Source organism: Neobacillus novalis NBRC 102450 (assembly GCF_001591805.1).
Lineage (GTDB): Bacteria > Bacillota > Bacilli > Bacillales > Cytobacillaceae > Neobacillus > Neobacillus novalis.
In genome coordinates this window covers 110510-133966 of the sequence record NZ_BCVP01000010.1, presented here as the reverse complement: position 1 = coordinate 133966, position 23457 = coordinate 110510, and the positions used below count along the sequence as shown (strand labels likewise).

23 protein-coding genes and 1 riboswitch are annotated in these 23457 nt (G+C 42.7%); of the genes, 19 read left to right on the top strand and 4 right to left on the bottom strand.

Features of this window, described 5'->3' with window-relative positions; translation table 11 throughout:
• Positions 1 to 56: 56 nt before the first annotated feature.
• Together BANVL01_RS08555 and BANVL01_RS08550 are read right to left on the bottom strand one after the other, a co-directional pair.
• Complete coding sequence (locus BANVL01_RS08555) at positions 57 to 1331, bottom strand: MFS transporter (protein ID WP_066086298.1); 1275 nt, start codon at positions 1329 to 1331, stop codon at positions 57 to 59.
• Between the two features lie 15 nt (positions 1332 to 1346).
• Complete coding sequence (locus BANVL01_RS08550) at positions 1347 to 2657, bottom strand: alkaline phosphatase family protein (RefSeq protein ID WP_066086301.1); 1311 nt, start codon at positions 2655 to 2657, stop codon at positions 1347 to 1349.
• A 154-nt stretch (positions 2658 to 2811) separates the two neighbouring features.
• On the opposite strand from BANVL01_RS08550, the gene BANVL01_RS08545 reads away from it, so the two are divergent.
• The 3 genes from BANVL01_RS08545 (at position 2812) to BANVL01_RS08535 (ending at position 5651) form a co-directional block, all read left to right on the top strand.
• Positions 2812 to 3765 (top strand): alpha/beta hydrolase, encoded by a 954-nt coding sequence (locus BANVL01_RS08545; RefSeq protein WP_082804917.1) that lies wholly within the window; start codon positions 2812 to 2814, stop codon positions 3763 to 3765.
• 178 nt (positions 3766 to 3943) lie between these two features.
• A complete protein-coding gene (locus BANVL01_RS08540) occupies positions 3944 to 4438 on the top strand; it encodes a flavodoxin domain-containing protein (RefSeq protein WP_066086306.1) in 495 nt (164 codons plus the stop codon).
• Positions 4439 to 4622: 184 nt separating this feature from the next.
• Positions 4623 to 5651 carry an ATP-grasp domain-containing protein gene (locus tag BANVL01_RS08535; RefSeq protein ID WP_066086309.1) on the top strand — a complete coding sequence of 343 codons (1029 nt, stop codon included), beginning with the start codon at positions 4623 to 4625 and terminating at the stop codon, positions 5649 to 5651.
• A gap of 58 nt (positions 5652 to 5709) precedes the next feature.
• On the opposite strand, the gene BANVL01_RS08530 is transcribed toward BANVL01_RS08535, so the two are convergent.
• On the bottom strand, positions 5710 to 6084 hold the full coding sequence (locus tag BANVL01_RS08530) for a nucleotide excision repair endonuclease (protein ID WP_066086313.1): 375 nt from the start codon (positions 6082 to 6084) through the stop codon (positions 5710 to 5712).
• A 326-nt stretch (positions 6085 to 6410) separates the two neighbouring features.
• Here BANVL01_RS08530 and BANVL01_RS08525 point away from each other — a divergent pair, with 326 nt between their 5' ends.
• Entirely contained in the window at positions 6411 to 6992 is a 582-nt protein-coding gene (locus tag BANVL01_RS08525; RefSeq protein ID WP_066086318.1) for a TerD family protein, read from the top strand.
• Between the two features lie 184 nt (positions 6993 to 7176).
• Entirely contained in the window at positions 7177 to 7572 is a 396-nt protein-coding gene (locus BANVL01_RS08520) for a hypothetical protein (RefSeq protein WP_066086323.1), read from the top strand.
• A 73-nt stretch (positions 7573 to 7645) separates the two neighbouring features.
• Here BANVL01_RS08520 and BANVL01_RS08515 read toward each other — a convergent pair whose 3' ends face one another.
• On the bottom strand, positions 7646 to 8710 hold the full coding sequence (locus BANVL01_RS08515; RefSeq protein ID WP_066086326.1) for a putative glycoside hydrolase: 1065 nt from the start codon (positions 8708 to 8710) through the stop codon (positions 7646 to 7648).
• A 110-nt stretch (positions 8711 to 8820) separates the two neighbouring features.
• Here BANVL01_RS08515 and BANVL01_RS08510 point away from each other — a divergent pair, with 110 nt between their 5' ends.
• The 14 genes from BANVL01_RS08510 to thiW all read left to right on the top strand — a co-directional run bounded on the left by BANVL01_RS08510 (position 8821) and on the right by thiW (position 23387).
• Entirely contained in the window at positions 8821 to 10332 is a 1512-nt protein-coding gene (locus BANVL01_RS08510) for a helix-turn-helix domain-containing protein (protein WP_066086330.1), read from the top strand.
• A 188-nt stretch (positions 10333 to 10520) separates the two neighbouring features.
• The gene (gene hutU, locus BANVL01_RS08505; RefSeq protein ID WP_066086335.1) at positions 10521 to 12194 is read left to right on the top strand and encodes a urocanate hydratase; all 1674 of its coding nucleotides are present in this window, start codon (positions 10521 to 10523) and stop codon (positions 12192 to 12194) included.
• 21 nt (positions 12195 to 12215) lie between these two features.
• Entirely contained in the window at positions 12216 to 13508 is a 1293-nt protein-coding gene (hutI, locus tag BANVL01_RS08500; RefSeq protein WP_066086338.1) for an imidazolonepropionase, read from the top strand.
• Positions 13486 to 14478 carry an agmatinase family protein gene (locus tag BANVL01_RS08495; protein ID WP_066086342.1) on the top strand — a complete coding sequence of 331 codons (993 nt, stop codon included), beginning with the start codon at positions 13486 to 13488 and terminating at the stop codon, positions 14476 to 14478. The genes hutI and BANVL01_RS08495 overlap by 23 nt, the downstream gene beginning before the upstream one ends.
• Positions 14479 to 14648: 170 nt before the next feature.
• On the top strand, positions 14649 to 15932 hold the full coding sequence (locus BANVL01_RS08490) for a YjiH family protein (protein ID WP_235845520.1): 1284 nt from the start codon (positions 14649 to 14651) through the stop codon (positions 15930 to 15932).
• 341 nt (positions 15933 to 16273) lie between these two features.
• On the top strand, positions 16274 to 17293 hold the full coding sequence (locus BANVL01_RS08485) for a hypothetical protein (RefSeq protein ID WP_066086346.1): 1020 nt from the start codon (positions 16274 to 16276) through the stop codon (positions 17291 to 17293).
• Positions 17294 to 17396: 103 nt separating this feature from the next.
• Positions 17397 to 18509, top strand: a complete 1113-nt coding sequence (locus BANVL01_RS08480; RefSeq protein ID WP_066086347.1) for a glycosyltransferase family 4 protein — start codon at positions 17397 to 17399, stop codon at positions 18507 to 18509.
• Positions 18509 to 19291 (top strand): HipA family kinase, encoded by a 783-nt coding sequence (locus tag BANVL01_RS08475; RefSeq protein WP_066086348.1) that lies wholly within the window; start codon positions 18509 to 18511, stop codon positions 19289 to 19291. Before BANVL01_RS08480 ends, BANVL01_RS08475 begins: the two co-directional genes overlap by 1 nt.
• A 288-nt stretch (positions 19292 to 19579) precedes the next feature.
• Entirely contained in the window at positions 19580 to 19819 is a 240-nt protein-coding gene (locus BANVL01_RS08470) for a glutaredoxin family protein (RefSeq protein ID WP_066086351.1), read from the top strand.
• An 18-nt stretch (positions 19820 to 19837) separates the two neighbouring features.
• Positions 19838 to 20188 (top strand): VOC family protein, encoded by a 351-nt coding sequence (locus BANVL01_RS08465; RefSeq protein WP_066086354.1) that lies wholly within the window; start codon positions 19838 to 19840, stop codon positions 20186 to 20188.
• Between the two features lie 223 nt (positions 20189 to 20411).
• Positions 20412 to 20520, top strand: a riboswitch (TPP riboswitch).
• A gap of 79 nt (positions 20521 to 20599) precedes the next feature.
• A complete protein-coding gene (gene thiM, locus BANVL01_RS08460) occupies positions 20600 to 21418 on the top strand; it encodes a hydroxyethylthiazole kinase (RefSeq protein WP_156482230.1) in 819 nt (272 codons plus the stop codon).
• Between the two features lies 1 nt (position 21419).
• Positions 21420 to 22238 (top strand): bifunctional hydroxymethylpyrimidine kinase/phosphomethylpyrimidine kinase, encoded by an 819-nt coding sequence (gene thiD / locus BANVL01_RS08455; RefSeq protein WP_066086360.1) that lies wholly within the window; start codon positions 21420 to 21422, stop codon positions 22236 to 22238.
• On the top strand, positions 22235 to 22897 hold the full coding sequence (gene thiE, locus BANVL01_RS08450) for a thiamine phosphate synthase (protein ID WP_066086364.1): 663 nt from the start codon (positions 22235 to 22237) through the stop codon (positions 22895 to 22897). Before thiD ends, thiE begins: the two co-directional genes overlap by 4 nt.
• Complete coding sequence (gene thiW, locus BANVL01_RS08445; protein WP_082804916.1) at positions 22881 to 23387, top strand: energy coupling factor transporter S component ThiW; 507 nt, start codon at positions 22881 to 22883, stop codon at positions 23385 to 23387. The genes thiE and thiW overlap by 17 nt, the downstream gene beginning before the upstream one ends.
• Positions 23388 to 23457: the final 70 nt, after the last annotated feature.

Genomic DNA, 23457 nt, shown 5'->3' with positions numbered 1-23457 from the left:
AGGCACCTTTTTCCAAATTAAGGGAGACCTAACTCTGAAGTGCGGTCTCCTTTGGTTTAGTGTGATATTGAATTTGTTTTTGAAATATTGTTTGGTTCCGGTACGCGCAGGAGAATGATGCCTCCGATGATAAATAGGACGATTAGGCTGAAGACGCCGCTATTGGTGTTACCGGTCATTTGTGCAGTGAATCCAACTAAAAATGGTCCTAAGATTGCGGCAAATTTGTAAAAGATGCTATAGAAACCAAAGAACTCGTTGACATTTTCTTTCGGGACAAGTTTGGCGAAATAGGAACGGCTTAATGCCTGGATTCCCCCTTGTGAAGAGGCAACAAGCATCGCAAGAATCCAAAAATCTAAAGTCGTTTTTAAGAAATAGGCATAAGAACAAATCACGATATAAACAAAAATCCCCACTAGAAGCATGGTTTTGCCTTTATATTTATCGGCAAGCTTCCCATAGATAATCGCGAACGGTGCCGCTACAACTTGGGTGGCAAACAGGATAATCAGCAGATTGTTGGAATCAATCCCTAAATCGGATCCGTATGCCGTTGACATCGTAATGATGGTATTAACCCCGTCAATATAAAAGAAATAGGCGATTAGAAACAGAAACAATGGCCGGTAAAGCTTAATTTTTTTAAACGTTTCAAATAGTTGTTTAAAACCATTGCTAATTGGGTTTGGCACCCGTTCCTTATAATAAACCTGCTTAACATTTTTTAACATTGGAATGGTGAACAAGCCCCACCACAATGCCGTAATCGCAAATGCTACCTGGCTTGCGACGGGGACGGGTAATGGTATGATGTTTTTCTGTGACAAAATGATGAGTGCAATACTGATAATAAAGGGAATCGTACTTCCAATATAGCCGTAGGCATATCCTTTTGAAGAAATCTGATTCATCCTGTCTTCTGTCGTCACATCGACCAGGAACGCGTCATAAAAAATATTGGTTCCGCCAAAACCGATGACGGTGAGCATATAACAAATTAAAAGAATTAGCCATTGATTGCTAGGTACAACGGCAAGCAGCAGGGTGAAGACAACTCCGAGACCTAAGAAAAAGCTGAAAAATCGCTTCTTAAATCCTTTGAAATCGGCGATGCTCCCCAAAATGGGTGCGCAAAGGGAAATCAACAGTGTCGCAAAGGAATTAGCATAACCCCAGTAAGCAGTGGAAGTAGCTCCCGCTAGTCCAGCCTCATTGGCCGCTGCTTTAAAGTATAATGGAAAGATGGCGGTAGTAATGAGAATGGAGTAGGCAGAGTTTGCCCAATCATAAAACACCCAGCTCTTTTCTGGCTTTGACATTCGACCCATTCTAGTTCCCCCTTTTTATTTTTTTAATAGTTCTTCAATCACACAGCCGTCTGTATTCCCCAGGCTGACACCAAGAAGCCTTGCAAAGGTCGGTCCTTCATCAATCAGCCGAATACTGGGCAGCGTAATCGGGTTAATCCCGCAGCCTGCTGCCATCAAAATCGTGCCGTAATTTTCTTTCTCAGGTGAATATCCATGGCAGGCTAAGGTGTACTTTTTATCTGCGGTGACATCCTCCTGCGAAATGGTTTTGAGATACTCCCCTTCAAAGTCTTCTAAAAAGTAATAACCCTTCCTGGCCTCGAGCATAAAGGCACAAGTACCGTCTGCTCCTTTTTCTGCTGCTTGGGCACCGGTCAATACCTTTTCAATTCCCGAATCAGGGTCCTGGAGCAAAGAATCTACCAGAAGTTTCACTTCGTTAAATGCCGCGATGTCGCGTTTGTCTTTCATGTAAATATATGCAGAGCCATCGCAACTTTTACAATAAGCCTTCCAATTAATGAGCTTAGAGTTGGTGTTGGTTATAATGAGCTCTTGTTTATGTAAAAGGACATTCAGGTTGATTGCTTTATTTTCATCGAGGGCACTATGGTCACCCAACACGACTACTGTTGAGTTTTCCTCGAGTCCGCTATCCTTCAAGGCTTCCATGATTTTCCCCAGCCGCTCGTTGTGGCGATGGATTGCGGTGATCGCTTCCTCAGTTGAAAAACCATGATAATGGCGCTGGGTATCCAAATCGGTAAAGTGGGCCAGCAATAAATTCGGTTTCTTTGTTTTAATGGTGTGGACAGTGGATGCTAAAACAAAGTCATCCAGCTCCGGCTGATTCAAACCGTTGCGGATATGACCGTAGCGGTTATTAAGCTCCAATTGGTAGCCGGGGGTACCGTTCATAAGTGAAACAAGGATCTGATTTTGCCAAGGGCGATTAGCAAAAATCTCCGGCATATTATAGTCTATGTTCTTCGCCTTGGCGGTTACTGGCCATAACAAAGCAGCGGTTGTCAAATTGGACTTTTTCGCCTCATCATATAATGTTGTGCCGTGTATGCAAGCACGGTACCAATTCCAATCCGGCGAAAGCCTGCCAGGCTGAAGCAAGGTGTTATTGATGACCCCGTGCCGGTTCGGATAATTTCCAGTTACAATCGTCGCATGACAAGGATAGGTGACAGATGGATAAATCGTTTCGACATTTTCGACGTATGCCCCTTTTTTCAATAGGGTTTGAAAATGAGGTAAGTCTTTTAGAATCGGGAAGTCTAAGGCTGATAGACAATCAAAAGAAATAATAATGAGATGATCGGTAAGACGCTTCACGAAAAAACCTCCATGTTACGTTTTTCGGTTACCTCAATTGTACAATAGGCAATGGACAAATTGTTACAGAATGTTTACAAGTATCTTGAAATTTCAATAAATAACGTAGAATTTTTGACTGGCAGTTATTTGTAAAAATGATTTTTTCAGTATAATGAAAATAATGGAATCAAAGATTGAAAGGGAGATGGGGGTCATGCTGAGTTTCAAAGGTTATTTTTTAGAAAAAGCAATTAAACTTACGGCTAAGAGCGTGGGCGGTAAGAGTTTGGAAAAAAGAGGGATAGCGGAAAGGCGGAAAAAACTGGATACTGCTTCAAAAAGATTAAGGATGCCGGAAAACTGCCTGGTTGAGCCGCTTCAAATCGAGGGAATCTACGCAGAGTGGCTTTCCTATCGTGACTCGCTGGATGACAAGGTGATTCTTTACCTCCATGGCGGCGGCTATGGCTATTGCTCCGTCCAAACACATCGAACGCTGGCTGCTGGGATTGGCAAAGCGGCGGGGGTAAAGGTGCTTGCACTGGACTACCGGCTCGCGCCTGAACATCCTTTTCCGGCTGCGATTGAAGATGCTGTCCTTGTTTATCGCTGGCTGCTTGGGCAGGGTTACCATTCCAGCAAAATAATTTTTGCCGGGGACTCTGCTGGCGGCGGATTGAGTATAGCCACTGCTTTGGTGTTAAGGGATCAGAATGAACCGCTTCCGGCAGCGCTTGTCTGTCTTTCACCATGGGTAGATTTAACAAGCAGCGGGCAAAGTTACCAAAGAAACGGAAGTGTCGATCCGTATTTGAACTTGGACGGTGTGAGGAAAACAGCCCGTATGTATGCCAGAGACGAAGCACTTGATCACCCGTTGATTTCACCGGTGTTTGCCGATTTAACCGGCCTCCCACCGTTGTTCATCCAGGTTGGCAGCCACGAAATCCTGCAAAGTGATGCTGAAATGCTTGCTGCCGCGGCCCGCAATGCTGGGGTTTTGGTGAAGCTGAAAGTTTGGGAGGGGATGTGGCATGTTTGGCAAATGAGCGGTGATTTTTTACCAGAAGCGAGAAAGGCAATTAAGGAGATTGGGGATTTTGTAAAGGGGACATTCAGGGGTTGATAATGTTAAGTTCATTTGGTGCCTGACACCCTGGGTAATTTGTAATAATATTGCCAATATTTTAACTCGTTTTGGCAACAATTGGCTTTATAATAGAATTAACTTATATTCACATCCTAGCCTTTTCATAAGTAACTACGGTTGGTTTTTTTGTGAATTAACGGAGAGGGGTAGTGACATGAAAACATTAATTGTTTATTGCTCATCGCATGGGACTACAGAAAAAGCGGTAGGATTAATTTGCGAGACCCTTGAAGGGGAGGTATTAACGGTAGATTTGAAGCGAGAGAAAACGATGTTTGATCTCAGAAATTTTGATGCCGTTATCATTGGTGGTTCGATTCATGCCGGACAAATCCAACGAAGAATAAAACAGTTTATTAAACAGAACCATGATGAATTGATGGAGAAAGAATTAGGACTTTTTCTTTGTTGTATGCGTGGAGGCGAGCTTGCTATTGAGCAATTTAACCATGCATTTCCGCAAGAATTGCGCAAGAACTCCGTTGCCATGGGCTTGTTCGGCGGGGAATTTCTCGTTTCAAAAATGAACTTTTTTGAACGGCAGGTTGTCAAAAAAGTAGACAATATTACCGCCGATCAATCAATGTTAGATATTGAGGCGATAATGGAGTTTACATCAAAGTTGAATAATCTGAAAACTATGGTTTAAGGGACTTTTTCTGGAATGATAGGTTAACAAGGCCATGGGATATCTTTTAAAAAACCGTTTCTGCTCATGCAGGAACGGTTTTTTAATTGAACAATATCACTTTTCTACCAATTTTGGATTATAAAATGATTCAAGTTGGCGCATAATGGGAAAGGTCTGAACTACAACATGAAAGAGGATAAAAATGAAGATTTGGTTTAACCGCTGGTTTACAACAGTTTCGCATTACATTGATAGGATTCGGGCTAATGAAGATAGGCGGAAATTTATCATCTATGGATCACATCCGAATAAAGATGCGCTTTATTTACAAAATTGTGATTTCGCATTCGTGGAACCCGATGTATCTGGCCATGACTATATAGCGTTTTGTCTTGATTTTTGCCAAACGTACGGTATCGACATTTTCATACCCCGGAAAGAAAATGTGCTAATTTCTAAACGGCTTGCGGAATTTGAAGCACTTGGTGTCAAGGTGTTGGTTTGCCCTGATGCTGAACTGATGGAGACGATGGATAATAAAGCAGCCGCGTACCAAGTGTTATCAAATGGACCGCAAATCTTTTCCCTTCCTGACTACTTTGTTGTCAATACGGTCAGGGATTTTAAAAAGGCTTACACGCAACTTAAGGAAAAAGGCCATAACGTTTGTTTCAAGCCTGTGGTTGGTGAAGGGGCAAACGGCTTTCGGGTGATTAAGGACGAGATCGAGTCAATCAATCAGCTTTTTCATCATGGGGTTGGTTATCGAATTCCCTACAGCTATGCTTGTGAAATATTAGCTCAGCAGGAAACCTTTCCCTATCTAATGGTTCTGGAGTATCTAGAGGGCAGGGAATATAGTATTGATTGCCTTGCTTCGAGTGAGGAACTGCTGGCTGCCATTCCAAGGATGAAGGGGGACGGAAGGGTGCGGGAGCTTGTTGAAAGCATGGAGCTAATCGAATTGGCACACAGGTTTCATCAAGAATATCGATTGCCCTATATTTTCAATATCCAGGTGAAATATAACAATGGTGTGCCGAAGCTGCTGGAAATCAATCCGCGCATGAGCGGGGGAATGCACGTAAGTTGTCTCTCTGGCATCAATATTCCTTACCTCGCGATTAAGATTTTATTGGATGAAAAAGTAGAACCTTTGAAGCCGCAATTTGGCATTCGCGCGAGTCATATTGAAAAAGAAATGATTCTTAAAATAGCTGATATCAGTTAAAAAAAATGACAAGCGCAGGGTTTCGAAGAATCGTACCTGCGCTTGTCACTATAGTGAATTACTTATAGAAAACCTTGTCCACATTGTATTTTGCATGAAGCGTATTAATCGCATAGGTTTCGTATATTTCTCGCTCCATCGGATTATCGACAACAATGACGGCAATCTTGTAAACTTCATCTCGATACGATTTAATGGGGGAAACAGTATCTTCAAAATGCCGCTTTACCCTTGGTCTTAATTTTCTGGCTTTGCCCACATACATTAATTCGTCATCCGCATTGAAAAATAAGATGATTCCGCCTTTATCCCTTGGAATCTTATGATAATCTGTAAAGCCATATTCACTGCTTAGCGGTGCTTCAACCTTTTCGCCAACTTGGTTCTTTTTCGTAATCACGATATCCGGATTAGGTATTTCAATTTTTATCATCTGAAAGAATCGCTCCCTGCTTAATATAAACGGTAAACCCGTTTTGCTAATAGTTCATTATAGCACAACTATCATATTCGAAGTTTGACTTTCTTAATTTAACCAAATTTCTCTACTCTTAACCTAATTGGCGATGAAATGGCAGGATAATCATGAATATAATGGTAGCAAAATATTGCTGGTTTTTGTACACTTAAGAAGGTATTGTAATTTTAGGATTTGATTTATTTTTTAGTCTATAATCAGTAATGTGGGTCTATTTTGTTATTGGCTTTCTATTTTATTAGAAAGTTACATAAAAAAGTAAAATTCGAAAGGGTGTTTTTATGGCAATCTCATTGTCTAAAGGTCAAAAGGTAGATTTAACGAAAACGAATCCAGGTTTGTCGAAGGTCGTTGTTGGTCTTGGCTGGGACACGAATCGCTATGATGGCGGCAACGATTTCGATTTAGATGCAAGTGTGTTTTTACTAGATGCAAATGGAAAATGTGCTTCAGACCGTGATTTTATTTTCTATAATCAGCTTGAAGGCGGAAATGGTTCCGTATTACATACAGGTGATAACCGCACGGGTGAAGGGGAAGGCGATGATGAGCAGGTAAAAGTTAGCTTAAGTGCTGTTCCTGCTCAGGTGGAAAAAATTTCGTTCGTCATTACGATTCATGATGCTGAAGCACGGAGCCAAAACTTTGGACAAGTGTCGAATGCATTTTGCCGAATTGTAAACGAAGATACCAATCAAGAAATCATTCGTTACGATTTGGGAGAAGATTTTTCTGTTGAGACTGCCATCATCGTTGGGGAACTATACCGCCACAACGGCGAGTGGAAATTCTCTGCAGTCGGTTCGGGCTACCAAGGCGGCCTTGGCCGCATCGCCACAGACTTCGGCCTAAACGTAGGCTAATCGGCACACAAAAAAATAGGTAAAAAAGGACAGACAGGCCGTTGACAACCCGCCTGTCTTTTTTTTCTTTCTGAAGATTATTTCCTTTTTTTAGTGTCCTCTCCACGTGGACAAATGTCTTTTTGTGGTGCCTGACACCCATGTTGTGGTAAAATTATTTCCTATTGTGTAGGGAGGTTTGAAGTTGAGGTTTTTTGTTAGGTCACAGGGGCTTGGTGTTTTATTTGCGCTTTTTTGGGTTGTTTATATAAATGTTTTGGCGTTTTTGGATTCTCCGGGTCGTGCCATGCAATATATTAACTGGTTTGTTTACGGGTTTGGCTTTTTGTTTGCGATTATTTATTTTCTACTCACCAAATATTTGATTGGTCATAATTGGCGGGCAGTTCCACTTATCCTGATTCCTTATTTCCTTGTTTACCAGCCTATGCTCCACCGGCTTCTATTTAGCCTGGTTCATGATGGGTATGGGATGACTGTCAAGTTTCTTTCACTTTCAACGGGAACCATCCATTTTTTGATGGTGCTTTTCGGTGTTATTTTCGGGATCATTTTCTCTGGGCGACAACCGAAAGCCTAGAAACTCTTATTCTCCACCAGCCGAATCAAGAAAAAAGGCCAAATATTCATCAATTGTGTATTTGGCCTTTCTATTAATAAGGTGTATAGTCGACGTTTTTTGTATAGCTGTTGGCGGCGTTCCATAATAAAAATTCATTGATTCCCTGCGCATGCAAGCCGCGAATCTGATCTTCGATTTCTTGTTTGCCGTACACCTTAAAATTCCCTTTTCCAAGCCAGGCAGCGGTGAAATCTTGTAGCCAGGGCCTAGATGTAGGTGGTGCGGGTAATTTCTTCAACCGATTATTTTCAATCTTTGCATATTCCTCAACTAGCCTATAGGGCTCTAAATCAGGTTTGGCAATCCCGAAACTGCCCGTCCAATGACTTGGATAGATCATTGCTGAAATCACATCCACATGCCGAGCGATTTCGGAAAAATTTTGTCCGATTCCACTTGCTTCCGGAATCACCGTGGCATTTCCAAATGTATCAACAGACATCTTCACTCCATAAGGCTTTAATTTTTTCTTTGCATATTTAACGAATTCAGTCACGGCGGCAGCGCGATTGCTCCCTTTCCCAGTGTAGGTAAGCGACCCCTCAATCGATTCAAACTTCTCAGGGAATCTGACATAATCAAATTGGATTTCTTTAAAGCCAATGTTGGCGGCTTCAATTGCCATCCCGATATTATAGTCCCAAACCTCTTTTTGAAAGGGGTTTGTAAACGAATCACCGCGGGAACTCCGCCAAATCCCTTGCGCGTTCTTAAAAGTCCAGTTAGGGTTCGAATTTGCTAGGACCTTGTCCTTAAAAACAACCATTCTCGCGATCGGATAAATATGATTCTTCTTTAACGTCTGAATCAGGCTTCGTGGATTATTAATATAGGCTCGACTGGCAGCGTAGTACCGTGAATTTATCCCAGGATTGAACGTGAGATTGCCATTGTCATCCTTAATATCAATAACCATTGCATTTAGGTCGGTCCGGTTGACAAGGTTAAGTAATTGATTGAACGGAGGGCCACTTGTATTTGCGGCTTTGACGTAAATGCCCCGAATCGGTTCATTCCATTCAAGGGTGTTTGCAAACACTAAATTAACGGGATAGAAAGCGGCAATAATGACTGCTAAAATAAAATTCTTGCGCATGAGCTCACTCCTCGGATTTTGTTCTTATCGTTTACACTTATGGAAGAAATCATTCGTATCGTGCTGTTTCGCCGTTTTATGTATAATTGTAGGGAAGGGGTGTGGGCCTTATGGAAGGGAAATGGCTGATTGCTGATCGGGATTTGAATGAGCGCGAGGGGTTAAAATGGCTGTTAAAAACCTCTTCCATCCCAGTGACGAACATTTTTTTGGCAACGGATTATCAGGAATTTATCGTTTTGTTTGAGAAGGAAACACCTGATGTGGTCTTAATGGAACTTGATATGATCAGTAAAGAAGAGTGGTCAACCTTTCGAGAGCTGATGCAGATTTACACCCCCGTTTTATTGTTAACGAGTGCGGAAGCAACCTTTGAAAAGGCGCGCTTGGCGATTGACATGCAGGCACTTGATCTGATGATAAAACCTTTTTCAACAACCAAAGTAAAAGCAGCCTATCAAAAAGCTTCACGAAAACTAACTGCAAAAAATAGTCCGGGTGGAAGCTTCCATTCTAGCTATTATCATAAAGAAGTTTCCTATGAAGCCTTATTTCTCTCCCAGGCGGCTAGCGCAGAGAACTACCACATTGCGGCTTTTCAAACGGAAAGTAATGAAACGATTCACACGCTGCATTCTTTTTTAACAGAATATCCATTCAAAAGCATTCAAGGGATTTTCCCTTTGAGTGATATGGTTATCCTTTTATTTCAAGAAACTTGTACGAATATAACGGAACAGTGCCAAAAAGTGATGAGAAGGTGGGAGGAGGAGTTTTCTGACCCGCTGGCGATTGTTATTCACAAAGGGCAATCCCAAACGCTTAACTTAAATCAAAAATATTTACAAACTAGAAAAATGCTCGAGCTCACCTATTACAAGGGATATCAGCAGATCGTAGAGTTTGACGATCCGCCGGATTGGGTTCACACCGATCCCTTTTTAACGCCGCCAGAACAGCGTGAATGGGTCGACATGCTAGCAAACTTTGCTTTGGAAAAAATAAAAAAGTGGCTTTATGACGAGTTTTTACAATTAAATCCCTTTCCAGACCCTGGCTTAGTAAGGATTAGGCTGACAAGCATTCTCGCTCAAGTAAGAAGATTTATGAAAACGTATAATCTTCATGACAACCAAGAGTTTGAACGGGAATACCGCTATATTTTCAATTCGATTTTATATGACACCGTTCTTTATCGAACCGTTCAAAACTTGATTTTGTTTAATCAAAGACTTTTTGTAGGTGCCAAAAGAAGCATTCAAAACCTGAAGCAGGATCCGATTGAACGGGCAATGGTGTTCATTGAGGATAATTTTTCCAATAGCAGCCTTCGTCTTGAAGATGTTGCAAAATATGTGGACCGCAATCCTTCCTATTTCAGCCATCTGCTTGCATCGAGCACAAACTCAAGCTTTACAGATGTTTTGGCCGGCATAAGGATAAAGGAAGCGAAACGGTTATTATTGGAGACAAACAAGCCAGTTAAAGAAATATCCGCTCTTGTCGGTTATCAAAATTCAAATTATTTTAGCAGAATCTTTAAGAAGCTGAGCGGGTCGTCACCGCGGGAATTCCGAATGAAAAAAGTGAATACGTTGTACGGAAAGATAGGCTCAGAATGAAACTTGAGTCTATTTTTTGCAAAAATAATACTAATTTCTAAAAATATTATCTTTTATTAGTTATGCCAAGCCCATATTATCTATCTATAGCTAAAAATACTACCGTTTATCTATGTTTTCAACGGTTTTTTTCAGAAGATTTAATTTTTATAATATAGGTAAATAAAGTTAACAAAGGAGTGGCGATAATGGAAACTAATACGGCAAAACCACGAGTGATTAAAAACTATCAAGGAACTGAATTACACGCAAAGGGCTGGATTCAAGAGGCCGCGCTTCGGATGCTGATGAACAATCTTGATCAGGAGGTTGCTGAAAGACCAGAGGATTTAGTCGTTTACGGCGGCATTGGCAAGGCAGCCCGGAACTGGGCGTCATATGATGCCATTGTGAAAACGCTGCTTGAATTGGAAAACGACGAGACCTTATTAATTCAATCTGGTAAACCAGTGGCTGTTTGGAAATCCCACAAGGATGCACCGCGTGTGTTACTAGCCAACTCCAACCTCGTACCGGCTTGGGCGAATTGGGAGCATTTCCATGAGCTTGATAAAAAGGGCTTGATGATGTACGGACAAATGACCGCAGGAAGCTGGATTTATATCGGCAGCCAGGGGATAGTCCAAGGAACCTATGAAACATTTGCCGAGCTTGCCCGTCAAGAATATGGCGGAACCTTAAAACACACGATTACTTTAACGGCAGGCCTTGGCGGCATGGGCGGTGCGCAGCCTTTAGCGGTCACGATGAACGATGGGGTTTGCTTAGCGATTGATGTCGATGAGACAAGAATTGACCGCCGGATTGAAACCGCTTACCTCGATGTGAAAACAACTGACCTTGATGAAGCGTTAAAAATGGCTCAGGAGGCGAAGGCGGCCGGAAAGCCGTTATCGATTGGTTTAATAGGAAATGCAGCTGAAATGTTACCATTAATGATTGAAAAAGGCTTCAATCCAGATGTCTTAACGGATCAAACCTCGGCGCACGATCCATTAAATGGCTATCTTCCAATTGGCTTTACATTAGAAAAAGCAGCAGCAATGCGTAAAGCAGACCCGGCTGGTTTTGTGAAGCTTGCGAAGCAAAGTATGGCTGTTCATGTGCAGGCGATGTTGAAAATGCAGGAAATAGGCGCAGTTACGTTTGATTATGGTAACAATATCCGTCAAGTGGCGAAGGACGAAGGCGTGGAAAACGCGTTTGACTTCCCAGGCTTTGTTCCCGCCTATATCCGCCCGTTATTCTGTGAAGGAAAAGGACCGTTCCGCTGGGCTGCACTTTCAGGTGACCCTGAAGATATTCGCAAGATTGACGAAGCATTGCTCCGTGAGTTTAAAGAAGACGAACATTTATGCAAATGGGTGAGAATGGCCCAAGAAAAAATCAGCTTCCAAGGGCTGCCGGCACGGATTTGCTGGCTTGGCTACGGCGACCGGGCCCGTTTTGGTAAAGTGATCAATGACATGGTTGCTTCTGGTGAGGTTTCTGCTCCAATCGTCATTGGCCGCGATCATTTGGATGCAGGTTCTGTTGCCTCGCCAAACAGGGAAACAGAAGCAATGCGGGATGGCAGTGATGCCGTTTCTGACTGGCCAATTTTGAATGCGATGATCAATGCCGTTGGCGGCGCCAGCTGGGTGTCTCTGCACCATGGCGGCGGTGTTGGCATGGGTTATTCTCAGCACTCCGGAATGGTGATTGTTGCGGATGGAACGAAGGATGCGGAAGTTCGCCTTGAGCGGGTTTTAACTACGGATCCTGGTATGGGGGTTGTCCGTCATGCGGATGCTGGCTATGAGCTGGCGATTAAGACGGCTAAGGAAAAGGGCATCAAGATGCCAATGCTGCAACAAGACTAATAGACTGAGAGGATGTTGGAATTGAGTAGAGCCATTTTTATCAGAAACGCGAATCAGCTTGTCACTTTACAGGGGAGCTCCCATGCTCCCCGTGTAATGGGTGAGATGTCTGAGCTTGGCATCATTGAAAACGGCAGTATCTGGATTGAGGACGGCGTCATTCAGGCGGTTGGTACGGATGAAGAACTTGCTGCGAAATACGAAGCGCGATTGTCTGAAGCAGAGGTGGTCGATGCGAGCGGAAAGCTTGTGACACCAGGACTTATTGACCCGCATACCCATCTTGTTTTTGCCGGGAGCAGGGAAAATGAGTTTAATATGCGCCTGCAGGGTTCTACCTACATGGAGATTATGAACGCCGGCGGCGGCATCCATGCGACAACAAGACGGACACAGGCCGCTACTCATGAAGAACTTTTTCACGAAAGCTTCGAACGATTGAATCAATTCCTGCGCCATGGCGTAACGACGGTTGAAGCAAAAAGCGGTTATGGGATGGAATGGGAAACCGAGCTAAAGCAGCTGGAAGTGGCAAAGCAGCTGAATGAAAAGCATGTGGTCGATATTGTTCCAACCTTTATGGGGGCTCATGCGATCCCGAAGGAATATAAGGATCAGCCGGATGAGTTTGTACGGCTCCTGATTGAGGAAATGATTCCGAAGGTGGCCGAACTTGGGCTTGCGGAATTTAACGATGTCTTCTGTGAGCATGGTGTGTTTACACCGGAGCAATCCAGGAAGATTCTGGAGACTGGCAAGCGCCACGGGCTGCTGGCGAAAATCCATGCCGATGAAATTGAACCATATGAAGGGGCAGAACTCGCCGCAGAAGTTGGAGCGGTTTCCGCTGACCATTTATTAAAAGCATCGGAAAAAGGCATGAAGGCAATGGCTGAGAAGGGGGTAGTCGCTGTCTTGCTCCCTGGAACGGCTTACTTTTTAATGGCAGAGTCTGCGAATGGTCGGAAAATGGTTGATTTAGGGGTGCCAGTGGCATTGTCTACCGATTGTAATCCCGGCTCATCACCGACCGTATCGCTGCCATTTATTATGAATCTAGGCTGTTTAAAAATGGGGATGACACCTGCAGAAGTTATCACGGCGACGACGATTAATGCGGCACATGCGATAAGCAGAGGCGGCGAGATTGGCAGTTTAGAAGTCGGCAAAAAAGGTGACGTGACGATTTTTAACGTCGAGAATTATATGAAACTGCAATACTCGTATGGCGTGAATCATACGGATACGGTTGTGAAAAATGGTCAGGTGGTTGTCAGGGGAGGGCATTTAGTTGAAGAGCTTTCTCTATCCTAAACTAAATCCTTCGAGCTTTACATGGGTGAGACCGGAACAGGGGGCTGTTGTTTCCAAGGTTCACGAATGGATTCAGCCCTTGACTGCTGACTTAAATCCAGAGAAAAGCAATGTCGATTTTGTCGTAGTAGGCGTCCCGCTTTCCCGTTCATCAATCAGCGCTTCGGGGGCATCCGAATTTCCAGATGCCTTCCGCCGCGCTTGGAAGGGTTTTACAACCTATAATCTGGATGAAGACGTTGATTTGTCAGAGAGGAGTGCGGTGGATGCCGGCGATGTTCCCATGCACGTCACAGATATCCGGCGCTGTCATGAGAATATCATTGAAGCGTCTGCGGCACTACATCACCATTTTGAAAGCGCCAAGGTTTGTGCGATTGGCGGCGATCATTCGATTACTGCGATGATGGTCAAGGGATTGCAGCAAGCGAAGCCTGCTGAAAAAATCGGCATCCTCCAGTTTGATACTCATTTTGATTTACGGGATATGACCGATAATGGCCCATCGAACGGCACACCGATGCGTAATTTGATTGATAGTGGTGTGGTCAAGGGCTCTGATATGTACAATATTGGTCTGCATGGTTTTTTTAACACAAAGGATTTAAAGCAGTACGCCGATGAACACGGTGTCAATTATATTACACTTCGGAACGCAAGGAAAAAAGGCATCGAGGATACAACCCGCCAATGTTTAGCGGAGCTGGCAGCAAAAGTGGATACGATTTACTTAACAGTGGATATGGATGTCCTTGATATCGCGTATGCCCCAGGGGTACCGGCCTCAACGCCGGGGGGCATGACAACCGCTGAACTGCTGGACGGAGTGCTGGCAGCCGCCAGTCATCCAAAAGTGAACGCCATGGACATCGTCTGCCTCGATCCGCTCAAAGACACACAAGCCCAGCCAACCGTCAAACTAGGCACCCACGTATTTTTAACCTTTTTAACAGGGGTAATGTTGCGATAGTAGGTGGTGTCAGGCACCACAGAAAGACATTTCGAGGTATTTGTCCACCCCAGGTGGACAAATACCTAATTATTGGAATGGTGTGAACGAGGGAGTATTATTTAGGGGGATGGAGAATGGAAAATCAGCCGTTAGTTAATGCAAATCAAACAGAATTACAAAATAGCAATATGATGAATATTATAAAATTCTTTGTTTTTAGTGCCATTGGTATTTTTGTGTTTTTTGTTCCGATTACGTTGAATGGGAAATCTTCGATTATGCTCGATCATATTGTTTCCTTTATCCAAGCAGCAGCTCCAGGAGTTTTGCCTTATTACGCCCTTTTAGTGATTTTATTGGGAGCTGTTTATCCGTTTTATAAGAAAACATGGAATAAGGATAAGGTTACCTTAGTTTTTTCTATTTTGAAGGTTTTTGGATTCGGTGCAGGTGCAATGTTCGTCTTTAATGTGGGCCCTAAGTGGTTTTTTGATCCTGATATGGCCCCGTTTTTATTTAACAAGCTAGTTATTTCCGTCGGATTATTAGTCCCCATTGGATCTGTTTTTCTTGCTTTATTAGTAGGTTATGGCCTGCTTGAATTTGTCGGAATATTCATGCAGCCAGTCATGAGACCGGTATGGAAAACGCCAGGTAGATCAGCCATCGATGCGGTTGCTTCGTTTGTTGGCAGTTACTCGATTGGACTGCTGATTACCAACCGCGTTTTTAAGGAAGGGAAATACAGTATTAAAGAAGCTGCCATCATTGCAACAGGTTTCTCGACTGTGTCTGCGACTTTTATGATTGTAGTGGCCAAGACGCTGGATTTAATGAATATATGGAACACCTACTTTTGGGTCACATTTGTCGTAACCTTTATTGTGACTGCGGTTACAGTCCGGATATGGCCATTATCGAAAATGAGTGAAGCTTACTATCAGGATATGGAAGGCGACCAAGAGGTCCTTATTAAAAAAGATCGTGTTAAAACTGCTTGGAAGGAAGCAATGATTACAGCAAATGAATCATCAAGTCTTGGAAAAAATATTTGGGACAACCTGAAAGATGGTTTTGTCATGACAATGGGCATCCTGCCTTCGATCATGTCTGTTGGCTTACTTGGCCTTATCCTGGTGGAGTTTACCCCTGTATTTGACTGGTTAGGATACATTTTCTATCCATTTGCAAAACTTGTTCAGCTTCCTGATGCGATGCTGGCTTCAAAAGCGAGTGCTGTAGGAATTGCAGAAATGTTCTTGCCCGCGCTTTTAGTGACAAAAACAGCATTAGTCACTAAGTTTGTCATTGCGGTCGTTTCTGTGTCATCGATTATTTTCTTCTCAGCAGTTGTACCATGTATTCTTTCAACAGAAATTCCGCTTACCATTGGCAAGCTTGTCGTCATTTGGTTCGAAAGGGTCGTACTTACCATCTTAATTACGGCACCAATTGCTTACATACTACTCTAAGCTGGTGTCAGGCACCAGATAAAGATATTAGACCGAATTGGTCATTTCCAACATCTCGAAAAAATATCAACCACCGTTCGAAATTCTCGAGTGGTGTTTTTTTTTCTGGATAAGGGGACGGAGCGCAGTAAAGATGCCCCTTATAGTTTTTTCGTTTTTTAGCCGCTTGCCTATACATTTTCTTACATCCATGAATTAAATATTAAAGAGGACAGGACTTAAAAATGATAGGTTTTTATCAGTTAAGCTTTTAATCAGGTCTGAAGATAAACGGACATGAGTAAATTGGCTTACGATCAACGATTGTTTGCTTATTTTTATAAGATTTAAAGGAGGTTTATATGGATACTAAACAACTAAAAGATTGGATTAAAGATATCCAAGTTTTAAATGTGGTAAACGCGGACGTCGAAGTAGTAAATCATTCACCCTTACACATGATCGGTAAAGGACGTCAAGGAGCGGTATTTCAAGTTTCTGACGATATTTGCGTGAAAGTGTTTGGTAACGCAGAAGATTGTGATCGGGAACACTATGCCTTATCGCTAGGACAGAAGACAGAGCTTTTTCCCAAAATACATGCAAAAGGGCAGCTCTATATTGCGATGGATATTGTTAGAGGGGTCGATGTCCGTGAATACCTGCAATCCCAGCCACTAACGCCAGCACTTTCCTCCAAACTAATTGAGATGTTAATCACATTTAAAGAAATTGGTTTTGAACGGATTGATCATCATAAGCGGCAAATTTATGTGCAAGAGGATGGCAGCCTAAAAGTGATTGATGTGGCCAGGACGGTTTGGCGCGACCGTGTATATCCGTATCCAAGGAAATTATTGAATTCGTTAGGGGATGAAAATAAAGCATTATTTTTAACACATGTACAAGAAATGGCCCCCGATCTATATGAGGAATGGCTGCACTACATTCGGTTGGAAGAGATATCCCATCAAATTTACCAAATACTACTTCCGGAAAAACCTAACAAAGAGACATTGAAAAAACTCAGTAAAAAGTTGTTAACAACTGAGGAAGAGGAAAAATACGTTAATCAATTACAGGGCTTAGTCCATAAGGTGTTCAAGGAGGAATGGATCAAAACGATGCTTGCTCGCGGAAAGGACCCTGAAGCAGTAATGGAAAAAATCGATCAATATTGGGATTCACTTGTGCAGGGACTAACACGCGGCAGTGAACGAGACAGGGATCGAGACAGGGACAAAGGCCGTAAAGGAGAAAGACGATTTGAAGGGGAAATTCGGCGCCCGCATGATAAACATCACCATGGGGTAAAACGATATGAAGGGGAAAAATACCGTGAACGTCTAAGTGGCAGGCGCAAAAGTTTGCTCCATAAATAAATCATCGGTTGTTCCAGGGAGTTTAATCGCTAATAAGAAGACAGGCGAACACAAAAGCCGCACACAATGAGGAGAGGACCCAATCATACAAGGAGCTGACAAAATGAAAGTACTTGTAATCTGGCGGCTGCTCACTGTTGGCGGTGTCAATGCCGGATGGCGAAATCGTGCGATTTATTTTAAAAAGAAGGAAATTGAAACTGAGTTTCTCTATACGACCGACCACGGCGGGCTCCATATTATGCAGGATGTCGCCAAAGTTTATTTAACAAAAGATGAACGCAAGATTATTAAGATTATTAAGGAAAATGCCTATGACGCCATCATTGTTGTCGACACAGGAGCCGCTTATAAATGGATCCGAAAGGCCAAATATAAAGGTCCTGTTTTTATTGAAGCTCGCACACCTGAGCTGATCAAACTCCAGCCCCATTTAAAAACATTCAAAGGAATTCAGCCGGAACTAATTATCGTTCCTTCACAATATCAAAGGCGTTTGGTCTCTATTCTTACTGAGGACATTCCAATCCACGTTATCCATAATGGCGTTGATACCTCTTTTTTTCGAGCATTATCGGATGAGGAAATTGACTTCGACAGCACTCCCACAATGACGACAGGTAAAAAGATTATCGGCTGGATTGGCAGGCTAGACAAGCGGAAAAACTGGCCAATGTTGATTGAGGTCGCCAAAAAGATAAACAGTGAACGTGATGATATCGAAATTTGGGTGATTGGCGGAGCGCAAAGTGTCCAGCGTGAAGAATTCGCCGCTGTATGGCAAGAGGAAGAACTCGCTGAAATTATCAAGTGGTTTCCTGTCATTCCCTATCAGCAAATGCCTCATGTTTATGCAAAAATCCGTCAATCAGGCGGCTGCACACTCGCCACTACTAAAGCCGAATCATTCGGCAATACCTTTATCGAATCAATGGTATGCGGTGTGCCTGTAGTTGCCTCCAATATTATGCCAATTAATGAACTCGTTGTAAATGGAGAAACCGGACTGCTTTATCGAGGTCAAAACGTCGAGGATGCTGTCAATCAAATTTATGGGATTATCAACGAATCGGAAGTACATCAACAAATGTCACAAGCTGCCATTCAAAGGGTGGAAGAGATGTTCGCGATTCAAGTGGTAGCGGAACAATATATCAGCTTATTGCAAAAATTAGTCAAGGCGGATACTCTTGGCAATGATGAGGTGAAGCCTTAATGATCGAACCCATTACTTATCTTAGGAAACTAGAAGGAAAATCGAATGCTCATTTAATCACTTTTAGTGATGGTAAAGACTATGTCGTGAAATATTTTCAGCCTGGTTTTGAAAAATCATTACCAAATGAATGGGTCGGATATGGCTTAGGAAGATACCTTGGACTCCCGATTCCCTTTGCGAAAATAATCGAAATTCCTCCAGAATTCTCGGCACAAGTGCCCGAACTTAGAGAGATGAGCCATGCACAACATCAATTTGCTTCGCTGTATGTTCCTGATTGTTTGGATGGTCATCAGGTTTCCAATGTTCGCCAGATTAACAATCACCAGACGTTAGCAGGAATCATTTTACTAGATTACTGGCTTTGTAATCGTGACCGCACGCGGAAGAACATTCTTTTGCGTGAAGAAACCGCAAATTCTTACCAATTATGGATTATTGATCAGGCGGAAATTTTCGGATCATACAGTTGGCTGGAGGCTGAGCTTGATCATCTCCCCGTTGAATTGCTTAAAAGTGCAACCCACCAAATAATGGCTTCCTTTATCGAAGAGGAGGAACCATTTTTCGAGCAATTGGATGTCATTCAAACCATTCCCATTTTATTAATAGAAGAAATTGTTGAAGTAATCCCTGATGACTGGAATGTGTCAAAAGATGAAAAAAAGGCGATGGTCACAGCGCTAGTGACAAGACGCAAAAAAATACTGCCGGATTTAATGAATAAATTCATCAAAAAAATATACCGGCCCATTCATGCAAACTGCAATAACTCCTAGACCCAGTAGGGCGAGAGAAGGGGTGTCAGGCACCACAAAAAGACACTTTCGGTAAAATGTCCACCCCAGGTGGACATTTTGGTTTTTTTTGTAATTCCTTTGAGTGAATCTCGGGTTTTTGATGTGTTTGTTTCTTTTGTACTGTTATTATAGTATTTTATCGTTCATTGTTTATAATGAAATTATTGCTTGGGAAAGCGCAAGAACTGACAATTATCGAGTTCAGGGACGGCTTCTCCAATTTCATACATAACCTGCGAAAAACCTAGAAAGAGGGGAAATCGATTAATGAAAAAACAGGTCATTGTTTATACGACAAACGACTGTATTGAATGTGATATGGTCAAACAAGTACTGACACAAGAAGGGATTCCATTTGAAGCCAGAAACGTGTCAGCCAATTCGCAATATCAAAAGGAAGTGGAGAACCTCGGCTTTATGGGTGTCCCTGTCACCGTGGTCGATCATCGTGCGGTAAAGGGTTTTACAAATGAACTAAAAGATCTTATGGATTTCGCGAAAAGCTAAAAAAGGAGATGGTGGCGAATGGGAAAAGTAATTGGATTTGAACTAAATAGCCAAGAACCTGAGAAAGCAGCGGAATTTTATTCAAAAGTTTTTGGTTGGGAAATAGCCGAACCTAAATGGGATTATTGGGCTGTTACGACTGGAAAAAATATAAAACCTGGAATTGATGGAGGAATCGGAAGAGGACCAAATGATTATGCTAATGGAACTCGTATTCAAATTGAAGTCGATTCAATTGATGAGGCTATTTCTAATGCTAAAAACAATGGTGCGATGATAGTGCGAGATAAAATGGAGTTTGATAATTTTTATCTTGCATACTTGGTGGACCCTGTAGGACTTGGTTTTGGTCTTATTCAAAAAAAATAAACTAAAGGTAAGTGAAACCTGATATTTACCTACCAGGAGTTTATGTTGAATAAGGAAGATTAAAAAATGCTCAGAACCTTAAAAAGTTCAGAGCATTTTTATGTGCTTAAATGGTTTTATCCTGCAATGTTTTTAAGCTTTTCCCAAAAGTGCTTAATCATTGGAACAATTTCCTTTACTTCCAAATTAATCAGCGTTAAGATGAACATAATTTAATAAGTGAAATATCTACTAGGGGTGCCCTGTTATCAGGCTGAGAGAAAACGTTTAGTTTTTAACCCTTCGGACCTGATCTGGGTAATACCAGCGTAGGAAAGTAGTTAAGTGAATTTATTTTATTCGCATGCTTACTAACCAGGTCCTTTTTAGGGGATCTGGTTTTTTTATTTTTTTAAAAAGGGAGAGATTAAAATGGAAAAAATCAACTTATCCGAGACTTTACAAAAAGTAAGGGAGGTAAACCCGCTTGTACATAATATAACAAATGTTGTCGTTACGAATTTTACGGCGAATGGGCTTCTTGCTCTTGGTGCATCACCCGTCATGGCCAATGCCGTCGAAGAGGCAGCGGATATGGCACAGATTGCTAGTTCACTAGTTTTGAATATTGGCACGTTAAATTCGCAAACGGTAGAGGCAATGATTCTGGCTGGAAAAGCCGCCAATTGGCACGATATTCCCGTCATTTTTGACCCGGTTGGCGCCGGAGCAACGCGGTACCGAACAGAAACTGCACAAAAAATCATGAATGAACTCAAGGTTTCAGTGATTAGAGGGAATGGCGCCGAAATCGCCAATGTCGTTGGTGAGGATTGGGAAATTAAAGGCGTTGATGCAGGCGATGCTAAAGGGAACCTCCTTGATCTCGCCATCACCGCTGCCCAAAAATTAAATTGTGTCGTCGTCGTAACCGGAAAGGAGGATGTCGTGTCAGACGGGGAAGCGACATATGTAGTTGCCAACGGACACTCGATTTTGACAAAAGTAACAGGTACCGGCTGCCTATTAACTTCTGTAATTGGAGCTTTTGCAGGAGTGGAAAAGGACCTGCTCACGGCATCTGTAGCTGCACTAGCTTACTATGGCATTGCAGCGGAACAGGCAGCACAGAAAACAGCGGAACTGGGACCGGGCAGTTTCCAAATCGAATTTTTAAATCAATTGTCATTGGTTTCGGGAGAAGACGTTAATTTATATGCTTCTTTTAAAAAAATGAGCGGAGGAATGTAATATGAAAAAGGCATTAACAATCGCGGGATCCGATAGCGGCGGAGGGGCTGGGATTCAGGCTGATTTGAAGACATTTCAAGAATTAGAGGTTTACGGCATGTCGGTTTTGACTGCTATCACGGCCCAAAATACATTGGGAGTTCATGCGGTATATCCGATGACGGTTGAGGCAGTTGCCAAACAGATTGAGGCCATCGGACAGGATATCGGAACGGACGCCGTGAAAACAGGAATGCTTTTTAGCGCAGAAATCATCGAGACCGTTTCGGAACAACTCGAAAAATATCAATGGGAGAACGTGGTTGTCGACCCTGTGATGATTGCAAAAGGCGGCGCCTCCTTGCTGCAGCAGGAAGCTATCTTTTCCATGAAAAGGAGCTTATTGCCGCTGGCGAAAGTAGTGACTCCAAATATTCCTGAGGCGGAAGTGCTGACTGACATGGTGATCCGGACATATGAGGATAAGAAGGAGGCAGCCAAACGACTTTATGATATTGGTGTGAAAAATATCGTTATCAAAGGCGGTCATGATGAAAATGAATCTGAATCAACTGATTTATTATTTGATGGTGCCGAGTTCTACACTTTTACAAGCAAGCGTATCCAAACAATGAACACACATGGAACAGGGTGCACTTTCTCAGCCGTTATAACTGCTGAATTGGCTAGAGGCTCCAACGTTTATCAAGCTGTTTTAACTGGGAAGGATTTTATTCAAGCAGCAATTGAAGATGGATTAGTGATTGGTCAGGGAAATGGACCCACGAACCACTGGGCCTATCGAAAAAGAAAATACATAAAGGAGTTGGCGGGATCATGAAATACTTGCGTGAGGCATTAAGTGTTTATTTTATCATGGGCAGTACGAACTGCAGGAAAAATCCAATACAAGTATTAAAGGAAGCCATTGCAGGTGGAATTACCCTTTTTCAGTTCCGTGAAAAGGGAGAAGGGGGATTAATGGGACTGGAAAAATACGCACTTGCCAAAGAATTCCAGGCAATCTGCAAAAAGCACCAGATTCCGTTCATTGTCAATGACGATATCGAATTGGCGCTGGAGATTGAGGCAGATGGTGTTCATATCGGGCAGGAGGATGAGCCAGTGAAAACGGTAAGGGAGAGGATTGGCGACAAAATCCTTGGTGTTTCCGTACATACCACAGAAGAGGCTAGGATTGCCCTTAGAGATGGCGCCGATTATTTTGGGATTGGACCTGTTTTCCCGACAAAAACGAAGTTGGACGCAAGGCAGTCACGGGGGACAACACTCATTCAAACATTAAGAATGGAGGGTTACACCGTTCCAATCGTAGGAATCGGCGGAATCACAAGTGAAAATGCTGCCTCTGTCATTAAAGCTGGCGCAGACGGAGTTTCCGTGATTACTGCCATCAGCCAGGCAGATTCACCAATGGTTGCAGCAAGTGTATTAAGAAATATTGTTGAGGAGGAAAAATGGAGTGAACAAAACGTATAAACTGACGCTTACGGCAATGATGATTGCGATTGGCACGATTTCCAGTTCCATAGTATCTATTCCAATTGGATTTACGAAGGTCTTTCCAATGCAACATTTTCTAAACGTTTTGTCAGCTGTGTTATTAGGTCCCTTTTACGCTGTCGCCCAAGCCTTTTGTGTCTCCCTGCTCAGAAATTTGATGGGAACCGGTTCCATGTTTGCCTTTCCGGGAAGTATGGTCGGGGCACTGCTAGCATCGATTTTATTCTTAAAAACTAGAAAAATCTATCTGGCTTTTATTGGTGAAGTAATTGGAACGGGAATATTCGGTGCCATTCTCTGTTATCCTGTTGCAACACTTTTACTTGGAAAAGAAGCAACCCTTTTTGGGTTCATCCCCTTATTTATCTTTAGCTCGTTCGCTGGAGCTCTGTTGGGGTTGGTGATATTAACGATTTTCTTAAGAAAGAAAGTTTTAATTATGGCTGGTAAATCTATTAAAAACTAAGCACACGTTAAAATATGGTTGGATGTGTAGATTCGCTGATTGAAACGGCAAATTCGCTGATAGGATCTCA

Coding starts and splice junctions, on each gene's coding strand:
- BANVL01_RS08470 (WP_066086351.1), top strand. CDS start 19,580: ATGAAAAAACAGGTCATTGTTTATACGACAAACGACTGTATTGAATGT.
- BANVL01_RS08530 (WP_066086313.1), bottom strand. CDS start 6,084: ATGATAAAAATTGAAATACCTAATCCGGATATCGTGATTACGAAAAAG.
- hutU (WP_066086335.1), top strand. CDS start 10,521: ATGGAAACTAATACGGCAAAACCACGAGTGATTAAAAACTATCAAGGA.
- thiD (WP_066086360.1), top strand. CDS start 21,420: ATGAAAAAGGCATTAACAATCGCGGGATCCGATAGCGGCGGAGGGGCT.
- BANVL01_RS08465 (WP_066086354.1), top strand. CDS start 19,838: ATGGGAAAAGTAATTGGATTTGAACTAAATAGCCAAGAACCTGAGAAA.
- BANVL01_RS08480 (WP_066086347.1), top strand. CDS start 17,397: ATGAAAGTACTTGTAATCTGGCGGCTGCTCACTGTTGGCGGTGTCAAT.
- BANVL01_RS08490 (WP_235845520.1), top strand. CDS start 14,649: ATGATGAATATTATAAAATTCTTTGTTTTTAGTGCCATTGGTATTTTT.
- BANVL01_RS08510 (WP_066086330.1), top strand. CDS start 8,821: ATGGAAGGGAAATGGCTGATTGCTGATCGGGATTTGAATGAGCGCGAG.
- BANVL01_RS08555 (WP_066086298.1), bottom strand. CDS start 1,331: ATGGGTCGAATGTCAAAGCCAGAAAAGAGCTGGGTGTTTTATGATTGG.
- BANVL01_RS08475 (WP_066086348.1), top strand. CDS start 18,509: ATGATCGAACCCATTACTTATCTTAGGAAACTAGAAGGAAAATCGAAT.
- thiE (WP_066086364.1), top strand. CDS start 22,235: ATGAAATACTTGCGTGAGGCATTAAGTGTTTATTTTATCATGGGCAGT.
- thiM (WP_156482230.1), top strand. CDS start 20,600: ATGGAAAAAATCAACTTATCCGAGACTTTACAAAAAGTAAGGGAGGTA.
- BANVL01_RS08540 (WP_066086306.1), top strand. CDS start 3,944: ATGAAAACATTAATTGTTTATTGCTCATCGCATGGGACTACAGAAAAA.
- BANVL01_RS08535 (WP_066086309.1), top strand. CDS start 4,623: ATGAAGATTTGGTTTAACCGCTGGTTTACAACAGTTTCGCATTACATT.
- BANVL01_RS08515 (WP_066086326.1), bottom strand. CDS start 8,710: ATGCGCAAGAATTTTATTTTAGCAGTCATTATTGCCGCTTTCTATCCC.
- BANVL01_RS08545 (WP_082804917.1), top strand. CDS start 2,812: ATGAAAATAATGGAATCAAAGATTGAAAGGGAGATGGGGGTCATGCTG.
- BANVL01_RS08485 (WP_066086346.1), top strand. CDS start 16,274: ATGGATACTAAACAACTAAAAGATTGGATTAAAGATATCCAAGTTTTA.
- BANVL01_RS08525 (WP_066086318.1), top strand. CDS start 6,411: ATGGCAATCTCATTGTCTAAAGGTCAAAAGGTAGATTTAACGAAAACG.